Source organism: Burkholderia sp. Z1, from assembly GCF_014893795.1.
In the GTDB taxonomy this organism is placed as follows: Bacteria; Pseudomonadota; Gammaproteobacteria; order Burkholderiales; family Burkholderiaceae; genus Burkholderia; species Burkholderia theae.
Map to the genome: position 1 here is coordinate 1,859,626 of NZ_JACFYL010000002.1, position 18,424 is coordinate 1,878,049.

12 protein-coding genes are annotated in these 18,424 nt (G+C 66.2%); 3 read left to right on the forward strand and 9 right to left on the reverse strand.

The window, feature by feature from the left end:
* The first annotated feature begins 8 nt into the window (after nt 1–8).
* The gene (locus H3H55_RS25370; protein WP_226800362.1) at nt 9–2,468 is read left to right on the forward strand and encodes a glycoside hydrolase family 2 protein; all 2,460 of its coding nucleotides are present in this window, start codon (nt 9–11) and stop codon (nt 2,466–2,468) included.
* A 40-nt stretch (nt 2,469–2,508) separates the two neighbouring features.
* On the opposite strand, the gene H3H55_RS25375 is transcribed toward H3H55_RS25370, so the two are convergent.
* A complete protein-coding gene (locus H3H55_RS25375) occupies nt 2,509–3,900 on the reverse strand; it encodes a sigma-54 dependent transcriptional regulator (protein WP_164992106.1) in 1,392 nt (463 codons plus the stop codon).
* Between the two features lie 1,155 nt (nt 3,901–5,055).
* Here H3H55_RS25375 and H3H55_RS25380 point away from each other — a divergent pair.
* On the forward strand, nt 5,056–5,640 hold the full coding sequence (locus H3H55_RS25380) for a drug:proton antiporter (RefSeq protein ID WP_193100699.1): 585 nt from the start codon (nt 5,056–5,058) through the stop codon (nt 5,638–5,640).
* Entirely contained in the window at nt 5,637–7,202 is a 1,566-nt protein-coding gene (locus tag H3H55_RS25385; RefSeq protein ID WP_226800363.1) for a mannose-1-phosphate guanylyltransferase/mannose-6-phosphate isomerase, read from the forward strand. Before H3H55_RS25380 ends, H3H55_RS25385 begins: the two co-directional genes overlap by 4 nt.
* A gap of 7 nt (nt 7,203–7,209) precedes the next feature.
* Here H3H55_RS25385 and H3H55_RS25390 read toward each other — a convergent pair whose 3' ends face one another.
* The 8 genes from H3H55_RS25390 to H3H55_RS25425 form a co-directional block, all read right to left on the reverse strand.
* Nucleotides 7,210–8,493: a hypothetical protein gene (locus tag H3H55_RS25390; protein WP_193100700.1), complete on the reverse strand. Its 1,284-nt coding sequence runs from the start codon at nt 8,491–8,493 to the stop codon at nt 7,210–7,212.
* A gap of 13 nt (nt 8,494–8,506) precedes the next feature.
* Nucleotides 8,507–9,721, reverse strand: a complete 1,215-nt coding sequence (locus tag H3H55_RS25395) for a glycosyltransferase family 4 protein (protein ID WP_193100701.1) — start codon at nt 9,719–9,721, stop codon at nt 8,507–8,509.
* A 153-nt stretch (nt 9,722–9,874) separates the two neighbouring features.
* On the reverse strand, nt 9,875–11,041 hold the full coding sequence (locus H3H55_RS25400) for an acyltransferase family protein (protein WP_193100702.1): 1,167 nt from the start codon (nt 11,039–11,041) through the stop codon (nt 9,875–9,877).
* Nucleotides 11,042–11,200: 159 nt separating this feature from the next.
* Complete coding sequence (locus H3H55_RS25405) at nt 11,201–12,991, reverse strand: alpha/beta hydrolase (RefSeq protein ID WP_193100703.1); 1,791 nt, start codon at nt 12,989–12,991, stop codon at nt 11,201–11,203.
* 239 nt (nt 12,992–13,230) lie between these two features.
* Nucleotides 13,231–14,439 carry a glycosyltransferase gene (locus H3H55_RS37685; protein ID WP_193100704.1) on the reverse strand — a complete coding sequence of 403 codons (1,209 nt, stop codon included), beginning with the start codon at nt 14,437–14,439 and terminating at the stop codon, nt 13,231–13,233.
* Between the two features lie 118 nt (nt 14,440–14,557).
* Entirely contained in the window at nt 14,558–15,796 is a 1,239-nt protein-coding gene (locus tag H3H55_RS25415) for a hypothetical protein (protein ID WP_129517217.1), read from the reverse strand.
* Nucleotides 15,793–17,226 (reverse strand): DUF6418 domain-containing protein, encoded by a 1,434-nt coding sequence (locus tag H3H55_RS25420; protein WP_193100705.1) that lies wholly within the window; start codon nt 17,224–17,226, stop codon nt 15,793–15,795. The genes H3H55_RS25415 and H3H55_RS25420 overlap by 4 nt, the downstream gene beginning before the upstream one ends.
* An 11-nt stretch (nt 17,227–17,237) precedes the next feature.
* Nucleotides 17,238–18,419: a glycosyltransferase gene (locus H3H55_RS25425; protein ID WP_193100706.1), complete on the reverse strand. Its 1,182-nt coding sequence runs from the start codon at nt 18,417–18,419 to the stop codon at nt 17,238–17,240.
* Between the last annotated feature and the right edge of the window lie 5 nt (nt 18,420–18,424).

The following is an 18,424-nucleotide window of genomic DNA, read 5'->3' on the forward strand; positions in this document are numbered from 1 at the left end:
CGTGGTCGATGCTGGCGACGGCCGCGGGCGCCGCGCAGACACCGCGCGACCTCCCGGCCGCCGGCGACGGCTGGATCGCGGCGCCCGTGCCCGGCACGGTCGCGCAGGCGCTCGCGCTCGCCGGCCGGCTCGACGAAGCCGGGACGCTCGACGAACGCGACCACTGGTACCGGATCGAGCTGCGCGGACGCGGGCCGCGCGTACTGCGCTTTCACGGCCTCGCGACGCTCGCGCAAGCGTGGCTCGACGACACGCCGCTCCTCAGCTCCGACAGCATGTTCGTCGCGCACGACGTTACCGTGTCGCTCGACGGCACGCACCGGCTGACCCTCTGCTTCCGCGCGCTCGCCCCGCACCTGCGTGACACGCGCGCGCCGCGCCGTGCGCGCTGGCGCACGCGGCTCGCGGAGCCGGCGGCGCTGCGCACGGTCCGCACCTCGCTGTTCGGGCACATGCCCGGGTGGTTTCCGCCGTCCGTGCCGGCGGGCCCGTGGCGGCCCGTCGACGTGCTCGATCCGGCCGCCGGGCCCGTTCTGGTCGATTGCGACCTGCATGCGCGCATCGAAGGCGACACGGGCTGGCTCGACGCGGAGCTGGCGTTCTCCGCGCCGCTGCCCGATACGCTCGCGGCGCGGCTGTCGTGCGGTGAACACCACGCGACGCTCGAACGCGCCGGCGCCGACCGGCTGCGCGCGAGCGTCGCGGTACCCAACGTGCGCCGCTGGTGGCCGCATACGCACGGCGAGCCGGCGCTCTACGAGATCGCGCTGCACCTCGGCGACGAGCGGCGGCCGCTCGGCTCGACCGGCTTTCGCACGATCGAGGTCGACGCCGGCGCCGACGGCAAGGGCTTCGGGCTGCGCATCAACGGCGTGCCGGTGTTCGCGCGCGGCGCGTGCTGGAGCAGCGCCGCGCCGCTCGCGCTGCACGCGGACGACGCGACCTACGGCCGCCTGCTCGGGCTCGCGCGCGACGCCGGCTTCAACATGATCCGCGTCGGCGGCACGATGACCTACGAGGCCGACGCCTTCCACGCATGGTGTGACCGGCTCGGGCTGCTGGTCTGGCAGGATTTCATGTTCGCGAACTTCGACTACGCGCTCGACGATCCCGGGTTCGCGGCGAACATCGACCGCGAAGCCCGGCAGTTCCTCGCGCGTCACGGCGCGTCGCCGTCGCTCGCGGTGCTGTGCGGCGGCAGCGAGATCGCGCAACAGGCCGCGATGTCGGGGCTCGGGCCGAAGCAGCGCTTCGTCGAGTTGACCGCCGAGCGGCTGGCCGGCCTGGCGGCCGCGCGCCGCCCCGACGTCCCGTACGTGCCCGATTCGCCCGACGGCGGCGTGCTGCCGTTCATGCCGCGCGAACGCGTGTCGCACTACTACGGCGTCGGCGCGTATCTGCGCCCGCTCGACGACGCGCGCCGTGCCGACGTGCGCTTCGCGAGCGAATGCCTCGCGTTCGCGAACGTGCCGTGCGACACAACGCTCGCCGAGCTCGGCTGGCCCGGCGTGCACGAGCCGCGCTGGAAGGCGGCCGTGCCGCGCGACCCCGGCACGTCGTGGGATTTCGAGGACGTTCGCGACCATTATTTGCAAACGCTCTACGACGTCGCGCCCGACCGGCTGCGGCGCGAGGATCCGGCGCGCTACTTCGAGCTGTCGCGCGCGGTGATCGCGGACCTGATGCGCGAGACGTTTTCCGAATGGCGGCGCACCGGCTCGCGCTGCGCCGGCGCGCTCGTGTGGCAGTTCCAGGACGTGATGCCGGGCGCCGGATGGGGCGTGATCGACGCCGCGCACCGGCCTAAATCGGCGTGGTATGCGCTGCGCCAGGTGCTGCAGCCGGTGCAGGTGCTGCTGGTCGACGAAGGCCTGAACGGGCTCGACGTCCACGTGGTCAACGAGCACCCGGCGCCGCTGTCGGCGGCGCTCGAGCTGGTCGCGCTGCGCGACGGCCGCACGCCGGTCGCGCGGGCCGGCTGCCCGGTGCGGATCGCCGCGCACGACGCGGTGCGGATCGGCTCGGCCGAGCTGCTCGGCCGCTTCTTCGACTGGACCTATGCGTACCGCTTCGGGCCGTGCGAACACGACACGGTCGTCGCGACGCTGCGCGCCGACGACGGCACGCTGCTGTCGCAGGCGTTCCATTTTCCGTCCCGCACACACCCGGCCGTGCTGGCACGCCGCGAACTCGGGATCGAGGCATGCGTATCGCGTAGCGGCGACACGTGGCACGTCGACATCGACACGCGACACGTCGCGCGCCACGTGCAGATCGACGCGCCCGGCTTCGTACCGCGCGACGACTGGTTCCATCTCGCGCCCGGCACGCCGGCGCGTGTCGCGCTCGTTCCGCTGGAAATTGCAGGGGATGCAGGGAAGCATCCGGCCGCCGCCGATGCGCCGCCCGCTGTCGAAATCCGTGCGGTGAACGCCGCGCGAACGGTACGCGCCACGCACGCCGGTTGACGCGACGCTCGCGGCCGCCGCGAGCGTCGCCGGTCCACTCTCAGTCGGACGAGCCCGTGCCGCGCGGCCGCTCGATCCCGTACGCCTCCATCCAGCGATACAGCGTCGCGCGCGACACGCCGAGCTCGCGCGCCGAAGCCGCGACACGCCCGCGCGTGCGCAGCAACGCGGTTTCGATCGCCTCGCGCTCGATCGACTTGCGGATGTCGGCCACCGACGGCGACGCCGCGTCGAGACAGTATTCGAGTTCGAGATCCTGCGCGGTGATCAGGCGCCCTTCCGTCATCACGACCGCACGGCGCACGCGGTTGATCAGCTCGCGGACATTGCCGGGCCAGTCGTGCTTGTAGAGTGCCGTGATCGCATCCGTCGAGAAGCCGCGCACGCGATGGCGCGCGTCGCCGCGGAAGCGTTCAAGCATGTGGTGTGCGAGCAGCTCGATGTCCTTGCCGCGCGCGCGCAGCGGCGGCTGGTCGATGCGCATCACGCACAGACGGTGGAACAAGTCCGCGCGAAAGCGCCCTTCTTCCATCGCGCCGCGCAGGTCGACGTGTGTCGCCGACACGATCCGGACGTCGACCGGCACCGGATCGCTGCCGCCGAGGCGATGAATCGAGCGTTCCTGCAGAAAGCGCAGCAAGCTCGCCTGGCTCTCGTGCGGCAGGTCGCCGATCTCGTCGAGCAGCAGCGTGCCGCCGTTCGCGGCCTCGACATAACCGATCTTGCGCGCGTTCGCGCCGGTAAACGCGCCGCGCTCGTAACCGAACAGCTCCGATTGCAGCAGGTGCGGCGGAATCGCGCCGCAGTTCACCGCGACGAACGGGCCGTTGCGCCGCTCCGAATGACGATGGATCGCGACCGCCGTCAGTTCCTTGCCGGTTCCGGTTTCTCCGAACACGAACACCGGTGCGTCGGTGCGCGCGAAACGCCGCACCGTATCGAACAGCCGCAGCATCGCGCTGCAGGTGCCGACGATGCCTTTCTCTTCCGATTCGAGCTGTTCACGATCCCGCGCGAACAGGCATTCCATGCCGTACGCATGGCCGACCGTATCGGCGATCCGCTGGTGCGACGCGGGCAACGTGACGTAGTCGAAACAATAGTCGCGCAACAGCGCGCGCACGTTCGGCGACGCGGTCTGGCCGACGTCGATGAGCGCGACCCAGACGACATCGCGCATCGACGCGCAGGTCGACGCGATGCTGCCGATCGCATCGGCATGACCGCCGCTCAGGTCGAGGATGCCGCAGGTGATTTCACCGGACGTGTCGCGCAACTCGCTCGCCTGCGCGACGATCGAGACTTTCCAGTCGCGTCGCGCCAGTTCCTTTCGCAGCATGACGGACGGCGACTGCGTCCAGTAAATCAACGGACGCTGCCCGTTACCGCTCCCCGCGCCGGCGCTCTTATCGCGCGTTATTGGCATATTCATAACGAACCATCACTTTCTCCACTCCGCGAACCGTTCGCGTGCGCTGCGGCCGGCGGCGCATGGCCGCCTGTCCGCGCCGCGTTTCCGCAGCTTTGGCGAAGATCGAAACTGCACACGGCGAGAGCCCCCGGAGGTCGAGCCGGATGTTATCCGGCCTCGTTGTCATCGAACTCGAACGGAACGCGCGGCTGCGGAAGCCACGACGTTCCGGCTTTGATGCGACCCGCCGTCAGGCGGGGCACGTCGGCAAACGGAAATTCCGTCCGCATGTGCGTCGCGTCGTACACGACAGTCGCGCCCGATGCTGAACCGAATGGCGGCCAACCCGCTTCCGGAATGACCGCCTCATTACATCCGCTCCTGAATTTACACCCCGTTTCAAGATGGTCGTGTTACCAAAAGATAATCCTGATTCAGCCGGTTACGCTAGCGGTCGCCCCGTACTTTGTGCCTTTGACCACTGAGATTTGATTATCTCTAACCATTCCCGTCAATCAGTGGCAAATACTACTTTTCCGCAAGATAGGCTCCGTCGATTGCCTGCCAATTCCACCGAAATCCCCGAAAAAGGCCGACACCGCATTCCATGCATCGCATAATCGCGCGCGCCGCCGCACGCCCATGGCGCGCCGCGACGGCACGCGGCCCGCTCTTCCGTTACACGTCGTAATCAACCATGTCGCGGCGCGCGTCACGTTCATGGTGCTGACGCACCCCGGGGTGCACGCTTCTCGTGCATCCCATGCTCCGGCGAACCGCCATCGCCCGGCGCGAAATCGGTGGAGGTAGCACGCGCCTCCTGCAGTGCAGCATGACCGTCCGGCGCACATGCACAGGCACGCTGCCGTCGCCGGACTGACCGCCCCGCTTGAACACGCGCGGAAACAACGGCGCATCGCCGCGATTCGCCGGGATGGATCAATTCAATTATGAAAAGGCACCTGCACCGGCGGTGTGTGCTACCGCACATTGCAGCGTTCCCGGGGCCCGCGCGCGGCCACGCCACCCCCTGCCTCCCGCGCGAATCCGGAGCGTGAGTACGCTTTCGAACAGACCGGCACACGGCGTATCCGGATGATGAAGATCGTCGCATCGCACGGAACGATCGCGTCCGTGCGATGCGGCGTGCCGAAGGCATCACGCGAGGACCGCATCATGGAATGGCATTGTTGTGAATTCGAACATCTGAGCGCCGTGGATCTCTATGCAATCCTGCGCGCGCGCAGCGCCGTGCTGGTGGTCGAGGACGCGCATACGCATCTCGACATCGACGGTAAAGACGCAGACGCGCTGCATGTCTATGCGAGCGTGCACAACGGCGACACGACGGAAGTCGCCGCCTACGCACGCATCCTGCCCGGCGACGACATCGATCCGGATGTCGTGATCGACAAGGTGTTGACGAGCGAGAGCTGCCGCGACGACGACACGCTCGAGCGGCTGATCGGGCGCGCGCTCACCGCCGCGCAGGCCGCGTGGCCGGACGCCGCGGTGCGCACGCACGTACCTGCCCCGCGCCAGGCGTTCTACAAGCGCTTCGGATTCCGCAAGGCCTATGGCCCGTATCTCGAACAGGGCGCGCCGTTCGTCGGCCTGATCCGGTCGGCCGACCGCGCCGCCGGCGCGCTGCGCAATCTGCTGTCCCGGGCCGTTTCGGCGCCCCGGTCGCGCCACGATGAATCGCGCGCCGACGGTCGTGCGCTCAACCGGCTGCCCGCCGATACCGGAGTCACCCGATGACTCGCACCCTACGCCCGGTTCCCGAACCCGATCTGCCGCGCATCCTGCCGGTGATCCTCGCCGGTGGCTCCGGCACGCGGCTGTGGCCGCTGTCGCGCGAGCAGTTCCCGAAGCAGCTGATCGAGCTGGTCTCGAACGAATCGCCGCTGTCGGCAACGGCACGCCGACTGAACGGCATCGAGAACGCGTCGCTCGGCGACACGCTGCTGCTGGTCTGCGGCGAGCAGCATCGCGTCATGAGCGCCGCGCAGGTGCTCGGCCGCGCGGCGCCCGCCCGCATCCTGCTCGAACCGGCCGCGCGCAACACCGCGCCCGCGCTGACGCTTGCGGCGCTCGACGCGAGCGCGCTCGCGGACGATCCCGTGCTCGCGGTGATGCCGGCCGATCACGTGATCGCCGATGTCGGTGCGTTCCAGGACGCCATCGCGCGCGCGGCGCGTTACGCGCAGGAAGGCGCGATCGTCACGCTCGGCGTACTGCCGCGCCGCGCGGAAACGGGCTACGGTTACATCCAGGTCGGCGAGCCGCGCACCGGTCGCCACGGCGGCCAGGGTGGTTATGCGATCGGGCGCTTCGTCGAGAAACCCGATGCAACGCTCGCCGAGCGCTACCTACACTCGGGCGACTACTGGTGGAACAGCGGGATTTTCGTCACGCGCGCATCGGTCTGGCTGAAGGCGATCGGCGCGCTCGCACCGGACATCCTCGCGGCCTGCGAGACTGCATGGCGCGCGGGCGTCGCCGAGGATCCGTTCTTCCGGATCGATGCGGCGGCCTTCGACGCGTGCCCGTCGGACTCGATCGACTATGCGGTGATGGAACGCCTCGGGGAGCACGGTGAACTCGGCATCGAAGGCATCGTGGTGCCGCTCGCGGCCGGCTGGTCGGACGTCGGCACCTGGGATGCGATCTGGGAAATCATGCCGAAGGACGATCACGGCAACGTCGCGCGCGGCCCGATCGTGTTCGAGGACACGCAGGACAGCTTCGTGCGCTCGGAGGGGCGCCTCATCGCATGCGTCGGGATGAAGGACGTCGTCGTGATCGAGACGCCCGATGCGGTGCTGGTCGCGAACAAGCACGACGTGCAGCGCGTGAAGAACATCGTCGCGCGCCTGAAGACCGACCGCCGCCCGCAGGCGAGCGAGCACCGCAAGGTGCAGCGGCCGTGGGGCCATTACGATTCGATCGATCTCGGCGAGCGCTTCCAGGTGAAACGGATCGTCGTCGAGCCCGGCATGCGGCTGTCGCTGCAGATGCACTATCACCGCGCCGAGCACTGGATCGTCGTGCGCGGCACCGCGAAGGTGACGCGCGGCGCCGAGACATTCCTGCTGTGCGAAAACGAGTCGACGTACATCGCGGTCGGCGAAGTGCATCGACTCGAGAATCCCGGCCGGATCCCGCTCGAGATCATCGAGGTGCAGTCGGGCAACTATCTCGGCGAGGACGATATCGTCCGCTTCGACGATCAATACGGCCGGCCGACGTGCGCGCCGGCGGAACTCGAAGCGGCGATGGCGGTGCCGCTCGCTCGATCGACGGCAGACGACGTGCGATAGCCGCGCATCAGCGCACGACGATGGCCGCGGAAACGACGTTCTGGATGAACGGCTTGCCGACCGCCTTGACGAAATACGTGCCCGCCCGCGTCTCCGGCAGCGCAATGCTCGTCGCATCGGACGGATAGCGTCCGACCAGCCTGAACGACGACGGACCCAGCTGCTCGTAAAGCTCCAGATGATCGACGGTGTCCGGATGAGTGATCCTGACGGTCACGCTCGCGCCCAACGGCTGCGCGTCGATCTCGGTACAACTCGCAATGCCGGTTTCGAGCGCGCTCCCCTCCTCGTAGTCGTTCCACGTAATCAGCTGAACGAATGGAAGCTGCTGCCGCGCACTGTAGCGCTCGTTGATGCTCCTGAACGTGTCGAGCCAGGTGCGGCCGCACGCAGGCGCGAGAAAGCGCGGCGCGGCGGCACCCCACGACGCCTTCTTGTCGTCGAACCCGCTCCACACGCCGCCGACCGTGATCATCCCCGGCGGCTGGTTCCGGCCAATGTTGTAGAAGCGCTCGCGATGCAGCAGGTCGTGCCGCGTGCCGGCCGGTTGTGACGTGGCCCACGACGACGGCTGCTCCCAGACATACGCCCCCTTGCTGTACGGCAGATCGAAACCCGGCGCAAGCGTATGGATCCAGTAGACGTCCGGGTACGCGGCATGAATGCGTGCCCAGTCCGCCTTTCCGACCGCATCCATCCCGAACTCGGACACGACCGGATGGCCTTCGTAACGCAGATACTGATTCGACGTGAAGTATTCGCGGCTGATGTACGCGAGGTTGTTCAGGATCGTTTCGGTCAGGTCGCACCCGTGACACGCATTGAACTTGAAGCTGCCGCTGTCGATCATGATCGAGAACGTCATCCCGGGAAACTTCGCCAGTTCGGGCATGGATGCCTGCCACGCGGTGTCGACGAAATGGCCCTGCCCGTACCAGTCGACGATCACGCCGTCGATCCCGCGTGACTGCATGTCGGCGAAGGTGCGATAGGCCTGGCGAGGATCGTCGGATCGGTAACCGACGTCCACGCCGCGCGGGTCGGGGCCCCACCACGGCAGGTAGTGGGCCAGCACCCGGGTCGTGCTGCCCGGATACAGCAACGTATGCACATCGATCTTCGAAACCGACGATGTGCCGGCGAGCAGCCCGTTCGATGAACCCTTGAAATCGCGGCTGCCGGACGTATTGGCGGGCGCGATCGTCGCCACCCGCTCTTCGCCGTAACCGTGCCCCGCCGACAAGGCCAATGCGACGAGCACGGCCACCGAGTTGCGTCGAAGTGCCCGCATGACGCTCCTCTTCCTAGACGTTCCGTTGCCCGTCAATGCCCATCCACGACGCGAGCTGCTCCGCGTAGTGCGACGGCGTGTATGCCGAACAATCGTAATGTCGATGGTCGGTACGCAGGTGACGGTTCAACTCGTCGAGTGCGCTCGTCAGGCCGGCCGGCGAATTCCGGTACAGGATCTTGTTGCCGATCTCGCTGCCGAACGTCGACAGGCTGCCGATCTCGTGCGCGAGAACCGGCAACCCGAGCGTGGCCGCCTCGACCAGCACGAGCGGCGCATTCTCGGCCCAGACGGACGGCAACACCAATGCATCATGGGCGCGCAGTGCGTGAAACAGCTCGCTGTGGTCAAGCCGCCCGGCAAAGCGCAGCCGTTGCGCCTGAACCAGATCCTGATGGTGAGTTTCGAGCTGCGCGCGCATCGCCCCGTCGCCATAAAGCGTCAGGCTGCCGATACGATGAAAACCGGTCTGGCGCGCCAGTTCGATGAACTCGTGAATGCCCTTCTCCGCATCGAGGCGCCCCACGTAGGCGAGATCGAACCGCTCACGATGACACACACGCGGCGGAAACGGCTCCGCCAGCGTGCTCACCGGGTTCGGCAACAATGCGCTTCGCGTGATGCCGCGCTGCGCGAGTGCGGTGCGCATATACGGGCTCGGGCACAGGAACAGGTCGAATACGTGTTGCGGATTGCAATACGCGTACACAGCATGCCAGTGCAGCTTCTTCACCGTGTCATGAATACGCCCTCGAGGGCTCGCAAGCCTGAACAATCGCGTCGGCTTCGACAGCGCATCGACCGGCACCGGCACCGGACGCCCGTTGCGATAGGCCAGCAGATTCGGGTTGTAAAAGACCAGGTGGTAGTCGTGGCACGTGAGATACGTACGGAATCCCTGCTCGCGGCGGTAACGCGCGAGTACCGGCAGGATCGATTGCGTCAGCAGGTTGTGATAGTTGTGCACGAGCACGCGATGCGGACGCACCTCGTCGAGCAGCGCCGCCAGGGCGTTCGCCGCGGCACGGTTCCAGCCGCGCGTGAACGAGCCTTCGCCCGGCGGGAAATTCGTCTCGTCGAACGAGTACACGTCGACGCCCGGAATCTTTCGCAGCATTTCGATGGAGGTCCGGTAGACCTCTTCCGCGCCACCCTTTCGCGCGTAGTCATTGATCACGACGATGCGCGTCGCTTCCGCGCGGGAGCCAACCGACGGGAAGCTATTCAATTGAACTTCCCTGCCGCGGGTTGAAACATTCGATATCGCGGCACACCGCCGCCTTCATCAATCGCCACCATCCTCTCCCACTCCATGCAGTCCATTCCATTCACGTCGGCGACACGAGGTCGCCACTTTCAGCCGCAACGCTTCCGCGCCCGGTCAGTTTCGAACCGGATCCTGCGCCGCGTTGACCGGATGATTGCCGGCCGGCAGATCGCCGCGTGGCCGCGACGCGGTCAGGCGGTGCGCAAGCCGGACACAGGGCGCCTCGCAATACCGGTAGCTTGCGTATGACAACGCAATCAACGGCACAACGGGCACGATCATGTAGACGCCCAGCGGCCACCCGGTCCATTGATAACGCTCGCACAGCCAGTAAAACCCGAACAGCGGGATCGCATGAAACAGGTAAATCGAGTAGCTGACTTCGCCCAGCTTCGCGAATGACCGCGCGCGGATTTTCAATACCGTCGCCATCGCCGCGAATATCGCGATGCCGATCACGTAAGCGAGCGACGACGGCAGATGAACCAGGTTGTGATGTCGCCAATCGTTGATGGCGCCAATCAGTGCGACGCCGACGATCATCGCCGCCAGCAGGCCAACCACGGATCGGTACGTCAGCGTGATTCCGGCATGCTCGCCGCGCCCCCATCTCACACGCAACACGTCGAGCGGATGGTCGTACGCCTGACGAAAACAGGCCCCCCAGAACATGATCGCGAGGTGATACGGCATCGCCTTGTACTGGCCCAATGCATTCTCGGGAATGATGTGCAACCCGAGGGTGATCACGAATACCGTGCACAGCGCGATGCAGACGAGCGCGAGATCGCGCATCCGGTGCAGCCCGCCCCACCAGAACAACACGAGACACAGCGCGTAGAAATACAGCTCCGTTTCGAGCGTCCAGTAATGCCCCATGACCGGCTCCTGCCCGAACGCGGTCGGAATCATCGTTGCGTTGGCAACGAGCAGCGACACGCTTACCGGTTTTCCGAACAACGTCCAGAACACGAGGCAGCCGACCGGAATGGACAACCAGAACGCCGGATACAACCGCAGGAAGCGACGGATCAGGAAGCGCCGCGTGCCTTGTCCAGCAGCGCCGCGCAGGCTGCTCGGAATCAGCAGGCCGCTGATGCCGAAGAACACCACCACGCCGATCCGCCCGAAATTGACGGAGCGTTGCAGCGTGTCGAGCCACTGTTGGGTGCCCGCCAGCGCGACGAACCGCTCGGCGTAATGCGTCCAGATGACGAGCAGGACCGCGACGGCGCGCATCGCGTCGATATGATCCAGACGTCCGGAGCTTTTCGAGTTCATCGTTGGGGTCGTGTAGTGGGCAGGCGGCGTGGCCGAGGACAGGCGAGTTACCGTATCACCGCCCCCGCTCGCCGACTGTGCGACAACTGACATAGCCCTCCCGTGCCGTCGGGCAGCAATGAGGCCGGCGCGCGTGGCAAAACCGGCGCCGGCCTCGCGTCACGCGGGCGATCCAGCCTTGACGATCCTGCCGAGCGGCGCGCGGCGGGAATCGAGACCCTTGACGAATTCGCTGCACAACCCGATCACCTGTTCGGCCGCATGCGAACTGAACAGACTGTGATCGAGGTCGTCGAGCACGACCGTGCGCGCGCCCGAGAAGCGCGACAGCCGCTTTCCGCGCGGGCCGAAATACATCGTCATCAGGTCCAGGCTGCTGTCGTATGCGCCGCAGACGAACAGCGTGCTCACCTCCTTGCGCTGCAGCGTGCGCAGGATTTCATGAGGATCGACCGGTATCGTCTGCGCGCACGACCATCCGGCGATCCGGTGTCGCCACGCGCCGATCCGGACCGCCGCAAGCGTCGCCACGCGCTTCAGGACGAGCCGGACGAACGGCATGATCTTTCGATCGCCGCACAGCACCTGCTTCCATTTCTTCAGCTCGAAGAACGACGACCGGTAACCGGCGATCGAATTGGGGCGATGCCTGCGCAGCGCGTCGGTCGGCATGTCGTCGGGCATATGGAAACTCTGCAGGTTCACCGAGATGACACCCGACAGCGCGCGCCCCACGAGCGCCGCACGCAACGCGCTGTACGCGCCCGAGCAGATGCCGAAGGACACGACATGGCGATACCCTTGTTCCTTCAACCAGTGGGCAGCCGTCGCGACGTCCTCGACGACGGCACTCGAATAGACCGGCGCACGGGCGCCGCTCCCGGAGACACTGTCGCCGATCCCGCGTCCGTCGAACCGCAGCGATGCGATGCCGCGGCGCGCCAGTTCCCGGGCAATGCGCACCGATAGCCGGCTGTCGCCGACATGCGCGCTGGCCGACGTGTTCGTGATCAGCAGAACCGGGCCACGATCGCGCATGGCCGGCGGCAGGCACAGGATGCCGAACAAACCCGCAACGCCGAACCTGACCGGCTGTTCGCAGGCTTCCGGCGTCCGGAGCATCAGGCCTGCATCCCAGTCCGCTTTCAACGCGACACCGGGCGACGGCGCCTGCCCGGCCGCCCTGGCCGCGATCCAGTCGACCACGGCGTCGAATACACGCGTCGGCATGCTCGAGAACGTCGTTTCCTGCATGAACGCGGCGTAGCCTTCGAACGACCTTGACTCGACTTCACCGCCCAGCGCTTCCAGCTTCTGTTTCAGGGCTTCGCTGCCGCCGACATTCACGTCGACGATCAGCGTGTCCGGCGCCGGCGCGCGTACGCTGTCCTTCAACGCATCGACCGCATCGAACGCATTGAGCCGCGCACGGAACACCGGACTGTAGACCTGCCCGAGTACGTTGAATGGTGCGTCTTTCGGTTGGGCCTCACGCAATGGCGCCGGCAACTGGTCGAGCCAGATATTGCGCATGATCGACAACTCGCGCACGTAGCTTCGCCCGCTCGCCACCGGCGCCAGCAGCACGAGCGCATCCACGTCGCACTGGCTCGCCGCGACTAGCGCGAATGCCGCGCCCAGCCGCAGGCCGCACAGCGTCACCCGGGCGACGCCCGTTTCTTCGCGAAGCCGCGCGATGGCCGCGCGCACATCGTCGACGGCCGTCTCGAACTGGTCGCTCGCGCCATCGGCCCCGTCGGAATCGCCCGTTCCGCGGTAATCGAAACGCAGCACCGGAATCCCGCTGGCGGACAGGCGGTCCGCCAGGCTCCGCATGCCGCCGTGACTCCAGACGGATTCGTGCCCGTAAGCGTTGCACAGGACGACACCCCTCGTCCCTTCGCCCGGATGCAACCATCCGAACCGCCCGCCAAATATGATCGGTCTCATTTTTAATTAGATATCGGTGAAGAATGGGATATGGCGTCCTTCGGCCGAGTTGCTGAATCGATCGGCCGAAGGACGGCAAGTCGCTCGCGGAAGGCTCTCCCCTTTCCGGTTATCACGCATCCCCATGCGAGGGTCCGGAAGCCGGCCATCCGCGAACCGTTCAGATCACGACGTCGAGGCCCTCCTTTCGACTGCGCCGGCTTTCCGGTTGGATCGGGCGCGGCGCGCTGCCCGGCCCGTCACGACGGGCTGCCCGGCGTGGGCGCGATCACGTCGCGCCAGCGCCGATCGAATACCGACATGCTGAAGTGCTGCTCGCAATAGGCGGCGAATCGCGTCGCCGCTTCGACGACACGCACCAGATCCGCGGACGGTTCGGCGACGAACCGCTCCAGTCGCGCTTCGCTCATCGCCAGCGCGTCGTCGTGGAATCCGAGGCCCTCGTAAGCGGCTTCGTTTCCGACCGGCACGCACCCGTACGAAATGGCTTCCAGCACCTTCGATTTGATGCCGCCGCGAAGGAACGCGGGACACAACGCGATCGAGGATCCGGTATAGACGTCCGCCTGCGTTGGCGCGAATCCGGCGAATTCGACGTTCGGAACGGGATCGTAGCGACCGGTCATGCGCCCGAAGATCACCAGCGGCGTGGCCGGCCTGACGCGTGCCCACAATGCCACCAGGTACTCGATCGCGAGCCGGTTCTGCAACTGCCGGTCCGAACCGATAAACACGAACCGGAACGGCGCCGCCGGATGACGCACCGGTTTCAGCGCATTCATCGGCGGCGCGATCACATGCGTCTTCACGGCCTCGTCGTCGGTGAGCGACATCCTCAACGAATGCGCGTCTTCCGCGGAAACGAGCGTGACGGCATTCGACGACCCGATCGCCGCGCGTTCCTGCCGCTTGAGCGCGAACGCTTCATAACCCAGAAACGCGTTGCGGATCATCCTCGCGTTGGCGAGCCTGACGAACGGCCCTGGAATCGACTTTTCCAGATACCCGGCCGACAGCGGAAAATCCTGCTCGCGCAGGATGTTCGCGCGGCGCGACATGAGATCGTCGAAATCCACGACGATTCGGCACGCGGGCACGTTGCGCCGAACCAGGATCGCGTAATCCACCAGCCGGATGCCGTCGAAATAGATCACGTCCGGCTTGAACGCATCGACGGCGCGCAACAGCGCCGTCCGCTTGCCCGGGTGCGAGAACATCGCCACCTGAAGCGCGCAAGGCGCACCACGCAACACGCTCCATCCGACGCGCACCGCCGCGCCGATCTTCGCGCGCAAGCCACCATCCTCGAACACGGACCGAATCTTGAATTCGGCCACTTCCGTCTGGTCGCCAAGCGCTTTCCGGATGAAGCTCAGCGTACGCTCCCGCCCGTTCGTCACTTCCTGCGGAATGTCCCGCGTCATCACCATCAGCACTCGACTCTTCACGAGCGGCCCCTCCATCGATCCGAAACTCTCTTCATTCCATTCACTGCATGCGAATCCCGGCGCTCGCGTTCGGCCGGTTGCCGGTGCGGCAAACCACGGGCTGCCCGGAAGCGGTTCTTCATGAGCGCTCCCGGTTGTACGCAAGATTCCCGAGAACGATGCACCAGAAGGCGACCAGCGACACGGCGATGCCCGTCGAAGGCGCATACATCACCAGCGAGCGCGGCATGACAAACGGCGCGGCGACGATGGCCGCGACGATCAGCACCTGCTTGATCATGATGAGCCGGTAACGGCGCACGGCCAGCAGCCACGTGCTCAGCCCCGCATCGACGAACGTGGCGATCGAGCATCCGGTCGCGTAGATCATGATCGGCACACCCTGGACGAACGCGGGCCCGTAGATCATCAGGAACACTTTCTGGCCGATGAAATAGCTGCCCACCCACGCGACGCAGCCGACCAGGCCGAGATACAGACCGAGCTTGAACGCCTTGGCACGCACGAGCGACTCGGTCCGCGCCGCAAAGACCATGCTCGGCGCCAATGCCAGCGCCAGCGTCGTTCCGACCGAATTCCACTGCTCGACCAGCGAGGCCGCCGACGCGTAGATGCCGAGATCCGCCTTGGAGACCAGCACGCCGAGCAGCAGCCGGTCCATCCGCAAGACCAGGACACTGGCCGCGATGGCCGGCCAGATCCTCAGCCCGCGCACGACCAGCGCTTTCGTCACGGCTGCGTTGCCGCGAAACGATTTGGGCGACTTCAGCGCCAGCGAGCGATAACGACTGAACGGCGCGACCGCGGCCACGCATGCCTCGAGAGGCCACGCGAACGCGGCCACGATCACGCCCATCGACGCGTGGGCCGCGACGTACAGCCACAGCACCCGGACACAGCTTGCATAGGCTCTCGCCCGCGTGATGACCCACGGCTTGGATTCGGCATAGGCCATCAGCGAGCCGAGCGCGATCGGCTCCACGATCAACGCGAAGGCCGCGATCAACGTGAGCTCGGACACGCTCGACGGGCGCATGACGATCACCACGATGCCCATGAACAGCAGCATGACGGCCAGCGTCAGCGTGAGCCGCAAGCGAAACGCGCGGTAGACGACCATGTGCCGCAAACGAGGGTGCTTGCCGAGGATCGGCTGGATCACCTGCGCGCCGAAGATCAGCGCGACGCTGCCGATCACATAGGCAAGCGACAACGCGAACTGCAATTCACCGAACAGGCGCGCGCCGTAGATGTTCGCGAACAGGTGATTGCTCGCGATCGCGGCGAGTGCCCCGATGATCTTTTCGCACACCACGCCCGCGAACGACGAAAACAGAAGCCTGACGAACGCGTTCAAGATAGCCCCGTCCGCGTCGCATCGGCGTTCGAGCGCCTCGCGTCGATGCAAACCCACCAGATCAGCGCGATCAGCAAGTAGAAGAGCGTGCGCGCCCCGAACAGGGTCCAGTAGTCGCCTTGCTGGATCGAGTAGGTTGCGTAGGCAAAGATCTTCGTGGTCAGCCACAGCATCACGACACCGCCGCGCATCGCGACCTGAATCAGCATCGCGCTCACCGCACCGTATATCACGCCCGTCAATGCAACGAAGAGCGCGCCGCCCGCATAACCGAACCAGTAGACCGGCACCGCCATGTTTCCCATCGTGAACGTGACGTCGTCGAACACGTAGGCCTTCAGGATCTCCGGCGTGCCGTACGACAGCATCAGGTCGCGCAAGCCGCTCACCGGCGCATCGCTGAAGAACGTCGGTTCCGTGAAGGAGCCGAGCGATGCCGCGAAACGCCCGAACGCCGCCATCCCGCCGAGCGCCGGCGCGCCGAACAGATGCGCGTCGCCGTCCACCACGTACCACGCCTGCCCCTGCTCGAGAAAACGCGACATCACCGTTTCGGCGACATCCAGCCCCTGCCCCTTGTACGCGTAGAACAAGGATACGCTGCCGATCACGAGCGCGACGGCCGAGCCGATCCCCAGATAGCGCATCACCGGTTTGCCGTTCATCGCCTGAATCGCGATGAGCGGAGTCAGGACGGTCATGCACACATGCAATACGGCCATGAACTGCTCGCCGTGCAACGCCTCGAGCACCAGATCGGCGACCATCATGAAGATGGACACCCATCGCACGGTCTTGTTCGAACTCGTGCAGAAGGTACTGAGCAGCACGGCAACGAAGGTCTGGTTGTTCAGGAACAGGTTGAACAGCGTACTGTTCGACGCGTCGTTGCGCAGCGCGTAGCGGTTGACGCCGCTCAGCACCGAGAAGCCGCCCGTCAAGCCCGCCAGCACGCCCGTGGCGAGGATCGCGGCGACCAGCCCCAGGCCGAGTACGACGCTGATCGGCTGGAGCGTCATCCGCGCGCGGATCGGCTCGTGCGCGGTACGCACCTTCAGAAACCGGTTGAACCCGAACTGTGCGCACGCAATGAAAATCACATAGAACGACAGCAACCGGCTGAACGCGCCGTTCGCGACGCCGAAGATGTCCGTTTCCCGGAGAAACCCGCCGGATTCGATCCCCACGCCGGCCACGAAAGCGGTCAACCCGATCACCAGCGTGTAAAGCATCGACACGGCGAACACCGGGCGCGCGACGATCAGCGCGATCACCCCCGCCACCGCCAACAGCAACGTACAGGTCGCGCTCGGTTCCATCGCGCCGAGCGCCGGCAGCATCGCGTTGACCGTCAACGCGAGCAGGAACAGCGTCGCGACGGTCAGCGCCAATGCCGCTTCGGCCCTGCCGTCGGCTCGAATCGTTCGCATCACCGCCTCTTTCACGCTTCGGCCCGGCTTGCGCGCGAGCCGTCATGCACGGCACGGTCCAGCACGTCGTGCAGCTGCGCGCTGACCGCGCGAGACGAAAAGCGCTGTGCGTTTGCCCGCCCGTCGCTCACCAGTCTCGCGCGGAGTATCGGGTCGCCCGCGACGCGATCGATCTGCCGGCCCCATTCGGCGGCATCCATCGCATCGGCCACGGCCACGAACGAATCCCCCATCGTGTAGCGATACACCGGCAGATCCGATGCGACGACCGGCACGCCGACGAACTGCGCCTCGATCACCGTGCGGCCGAAACCTTCGTGCAGCGTCGGCGACGCGTACAGGTCCGACGCCTGGAAGAAATAACCAAGATCGTCGTCGTCGACGTTCTCGACGAAATGGGCGACGATTCCCGCCTGCGCGGCGATGGCCCGGCACTCGTCCCGGTTGGCCTGGTTTTGCGCACTGCCCACGCGCAGCACCACGACGTCCTTGCGCCCGAGCGACGCCAGCGCGCGAAACAGCGTCGCGTTGTTCTTGCGCGTTTCATCGGAGCCGACGTTCAGCACGACCAGCGCTTCGCCGATCCGGATGCCGAAGCGCGCCAGCAGCGCCGCGCGTGCCTGTTCGCGCACGCCGGCGTCGATCGGCGCATAACGATCGTCGAACGCATTGGGGACGACCTGCATCCGGTCGGCCTGAATGTGCAGATCCGCCAGCGCCTCTTGCGCCGTCACCTCCGACGGCGCGAGCACCACGTCTGCCGTCGCGATCAGCGACTGCGTCAACCGCATATACGCGTTCTTCAGCTTCTCGACCACGCCGCGCACCTGCCCGGGACGCTGCACGTGATGAAGCACGATGCCGACCCGCCCGCCGACCCACTGGATCAGCGGAATCATGAAGGCCAGGTCCTCCTGGTACAGCATCACGAAGTGCCCCGCGCGCGCCGCCGACACCGCGCGCAGCGGATACAGCACGAACTGCGTCCAGTAGCGCCGCAACGAACGCGGCTCGGCCGGAATGTCGATCGGCTCGACGTCGAACCCCGCAAATGCCGGGATGAAATCGATACATTTGAGGCTGTATCGCATCACGCCATTCCAGCTCACCGGCCGCGGCCCGAGAAACCACACGACCCGCACCGCTTGCGACGCGCGTCGCGGTCCATCCTTGCTTGCCATCGAATCACTCATGCGAT

What these genes read in the sequence shown, in the direction of transcription:
- H3H55_RS25370 (WP_226800362.1), top strand. Translation starts at nt 9, where the DNA reads ATGCTGGCGACGGCCGCGGGCGCCGCGCAGACACCGCGCGACCTCCCG.
- H3H55_RS25375 (WP_164992106.1), bottom strand. Translation starts at nt 3,900, where the DNA reads ATGAATATGCCAATAACGCGCGATAAGAGCGCCGGCGCGGGGAGCGGT.
- H3H55_RS25380 (WP_193100699.1), top strand. Translation starts at nt 5,056, where the DNA reads ATGGAATGGCATTGTTGTGAATTCGAACATCTGAGCGCCGTGGATCTC.
- H3H55_RS25385 (WP_226800363.1), top strand. Translation starts at nt 5,637, where the DNA reads ATGACTCGCACCCTACGCCCGGTTCCCGAACCCGATCTGCCGCGCATC.
- H3H55_RS25390 (WP_193100700.1), bottom strand. Translation starts at nt 8,493, where the DNA reads ATGCGGGCACTTCGACGCAACTCGGTGGCCGTGCTCGTCGCATTGGCC.
- H3H55_RS25400 (WP_193100702.1), bottom strand. Translation starts at nt 11,041, where the DNA reads ATGAACTCGAAAAGCTCCGGACGTCTGGATCATATCGACGCGATGCGC.
- H3H55_RS25405 (WP_193100703.1), bottom strand. Translation starts at nt 12,991, where the DNA reads ATGAGACCGATCATATTTGGCGGGCGGTTCGGATGGTTGCATCCGGGC.
- H3H55_RS25420 (WP_193100705.1), bottom strand. Translation starts at nt 17,226, where the DNA reads ATGCGAACGATTCGAGCCGACGGCAGGGCCGAAGCGGCATTGGCGCTG.
- H3H55_RS25425 (WP_193100706.1), bottom strand. Translation starts at nt 18,419, where the DNA reads ATGAGTGATTCGATGGCAAGCAAGGATGGACCGCGACGCGCGTCGCAA.